The sequence below is a fragment of the candidate division WOR-3 bacterium genome, assembly GCA_039801725.1.
Taxonomy (GTDB): Bacteria; Hydrothermota; Tepidihabitantia; order Tepidihabitantales; family DTDR01; genus DTDR01.
The window spans coordinates 1-3,385 of record JBDRVE010000014.1; the positions used below are offsets into that span (position 1 = coordinate 1).

The following is a 3,385-nucleotide window of genomic DNA, read 5'->3' on the forward strand; positions in this document are numbered from 1 at the left end:
AAGTTCTAAACCGGTTATCGCAATCAATCGCCAATTGTTAATTCCTTCTCTAATATAGAGGTCTAATTTAGCATAATGGGTTGGAATAGGCTCCCAAACATTTTCTATCCAAGCAAGACAAATCCAAGGACGATTTTGACCATCAACGCCAATCGCTGTCCACATAGGCACCCATCCCATACTACCTTGAAAAACTGTTTCTGCTGTAGCCCAACTGTTTCCATAATCGCTTGAATAGAGATATATAATCTGACATGCCATTCGGTCGCAATACACCGCATGAACATAATTTCTAAACCGAACAATGTGCCTTGCCTGATTGTTATAAGTTCCCCATTCGTCATGAGTAATCCACTCGTAATCGGCAAAAAGAATTCCACACAATAAAGTAATTAAAATAATTAAATTCCTTTTCATAATATCCTCCTTTTAAAACATATATTATAATCATGAAAAAAAAAGTCAATAAGAAAAAGTAAATGTGTTATATGTTTTAAGTCAATTTAATTTTGCTCGGGGATGGGTTTTTTTATAGATTTCTTTTAATTTGCCAATAGTTAAATGGGTATAAATTTGTGTTGTCTCTAAACTACTGTGACCTAAAAGTTCTTGAACAGCCCTTAAATCGGCACCTCGGTCAAGGAGATGAGTTGCAAAACTGTGTCGGAAAGTATGGGGATTGGTAGCCGGTGGATTAGGAATTTTGCTTAAATATTTTTTTACAATCTTCTGGATTTGCCGGTTACTCAATTTTTTATTAAATTTTGATACAAAAAGATAGGGCGAATTATCTTTTCTTTCTTGTAAATAATTTTTTATTGCCTTTAAGGCATAACTGCCAAAAGGAACTACCCTTTCTTTTCCACCTTTACCTTTTACTCTTAATACACGGTTTTCAAAATCCACATCACTTATTTTTAGATTAACCAATTCTGATACTCTCAATCCGGAAGCATATAATAATTCTAAGATTGCTTTATCGCGATAACTTATTTCAGTGGGTGGTTGTAAGTCTAAAACTTCTTTTACTTGGGCTTCCGTTAAAAAGGTTGGCAATTTTTTCTCTAACCGCGGAGATTTAAGTCCTAAGGCAGGATTTTTTTCTATTAACTTTATACTTTTTAAAAACTTATAAAAAGATTTAACTGCTGATAATTTCCGAGCGGTGCTTTTTTTATCATAACCATATTTTATAAGGTAACCAACAAAATTTCTAACCATTTGATAATTGACTTTTAAAAGGTCATTAGTATTTTCTCGGTCAATCAGATATTCTTTAAATTGTAATAAATCATTTTTATATGCCCGAACCGTCTCTTCGGAATAATCCCTCTCTTTTTTTAAGTATTCTAAAAATTTCTCAATTAAATTATCCATAGGGCAGATTATGGATTGATTCTTTTATTACTGATAAGAAAATCTCTTCAATAATTTCTGATAATGTCGGATGGGGGTGGATAACATCTTTTATTTTTTCTAAATTTAATTTCAAATTTAAGAAAATACTTCCCTCACCAATAATTTCTGAAGCATGAGGCATAATTAAATGAAGACCTAAAATTTCTCTTTTGTTTTTATCATAAATTATTTTCCCAAAACCTTCGCTCTTTCCCATTGTTAAAGAGCGACCAATAACTGACAAAGGAACCTTACAGACAATGATTTCTAAACTTTTATTTCTTGCTTCTTCTTCACTCATACCAATTGTCGCAATCTCCGGTTCGGTATAAATACAATTAGGAATAAAAACCTCCTCCTCTTCAATATCTTTAAAAATTATTTCAACAACTTTTTTTCCTTCATACATTGCCTTATGGGCAAGTAAAGGCGGTCTTCTTATATCACCAATCGCATAAATTCCTAAAATGTCTGTCATCATTTTTTTATCTGTTTTTATATAACCAAAATTATCTAAGGTAAGATTATTTAAATTTAATTCGTCACTCCTTGGTTTTCTTCCAACCGCTAATAAAATATTTTCAAAATCAATTTCCGCTTCGCCTTTATCTTTTATTTCAACTTTTGCTTTTCTTTTATTTATATCTATCTCTTTTAAAATTGAATTTAGATAAAAAACAAATCCTTTTTTCTCTAAAAGATTTTTTAAATAATTAGCAATTTCTAAATCAATACCCGGTAAAATTTGATTAGCAATTTCCACAAAGATAACTTTTGAGCCAAAAGAAGAATAGATTGTTCCTAATTCTAAGCCAATCACTCCGGCACCAATTATTAATAATTTCTCCGGTATCTTCTCAAAATTTAATGCCTCTTCGGATGTCCAAACAATTTCATTATTTTCTTTGATATTTTTAAGAAAAGATGGCTTTGAACCAGTAGCAATAATAAATTTTTCTCCTTTTATCTTTTTATTACTTTTTAATAATCTCACTTCTCTTTCATTTTCAAAAACTGCCTTATCTTTTATTAATTCCACATTATATTTATTTAAAAGAAATTCAATTCCTTTTCTTAATCTTAAAATTACCCTATCTTTGAATTCTCTTACCTTTTTAATATCAATTTTGTTTAAAGAAAATTCAATACCGTAATTTTTTAGGTTTTTACTTTCTTCTATTATTTTAGCCAAATGTAACAAAGTTTTTGTTGGAATACAGCCAGAATTTAAGCAGACACCGCCGACTTCTTTTTCTTCAATCAAAATTACTTTTTTATTAAGTTGGGAAGCCCGAATTGCTGCTACATAACCACCAGGACCAGCACCAATAATTATTAAATCACCCATAGAATATTATAACTTGACTTTTTGTAAAATCAAGTATATAATTTTCAGTGTTTAAAAGGAGGAAATTATGAAAAAGATTTTAATAATATTAATATTGCCAATAATTTCTTTTGGTATTTATGATATTGAATGGTTTGATTTAAATCATTGGCGGTGTCCTTTTACTAACGACGGTTGTTGGGGTGTTGATGTAAGTGGTGGTATTCCAGAAGCCGGTGCTACTTGGCCCCAGCCATTAAGAAATTTTTATATTTATGGAGCAGGAATTTGGATAGGAACTATTGTTAATAATGAAACATTAGTTACTTTCAGTTATTGTATCAATTCCGGAGGTACTGAGATGTATCCGACTCTTTGTCGTTATTGGCGACAGCCTTTAAGTGATTCTGATAGGATTTATAAGTATCCTGGTGACTGGCCACCGCCAAGAAATCGTTTTCCTATAGCACCCCAAGAACCTCGTTCCCAAATGGATTTATGGATGTGTTTTTCCGATTCCAATCCGCAACAGCATCAGCCACCAGGAAGACCATTAGGAATGGATGTTTATTTAACTGTTTATGGTTTTTCTGATTCGATTGCCCAGGATATATTTATCTTAAAATACCAACTGGTAAATTCATCAGGTTTTAGATTAAA

At 31.2% G+C, this 3,385-nt stretch carries 4 protein-coding genes; 1 reads left to right on the plus strand and 3 read right to left on the minus strand.

What is annotated here, in order from left to right:
• The 3 genes from ABIK75_04150 to lpdA all read right to left on the minus strand — a co-directional run.
• Positions 1-417 (minus strand): hypothetical protein (locus ABIK75_04150; protein MEO0090278.1); only part of this gene is annotated, 417 nt, incomplete at its 3' end.
• A gap of 81 nt (positions 418-498) precedes the next feature.
• Complete coding sequence (gene xerC / locus ABIK75_04155; GenBank protein MEO0090279.1) at positions 499-1,377, minus strand: tyrosine recombinase XerC; 879 nt, start codon at positions 1,375-1,377, stop codon at positions 499-501.
• Positions 1,370-2,746 carry a dihydrolipoyl dehydrogenase gene (lpdA, locus tag ABIK75_04160; GenBank protein ID MEO0090280.1) on the minus strand — a complete coding sequence of 459 codons (1,377 nt, stop codon included), beginning with the start codon at positions 2,744-2,746 and terminating at the stop codon, positions 1,370-1,372. Before lpdA ends, xerC begins: the two co-directional genes overlap by 8 nt.
• A 67-nt stretch (positions 2,747-2,813) precedes the next feature.
• Between lpdA and ABIK75_04165 the strand changes: the two genes are divergently transcribed.
• The coding region (locus ABIK75_04165; protein MEO0090281.1) for a hypothetical protein at positions 2,814-3,385 on the plus strand (572 nt) is incomplete at its 3' end.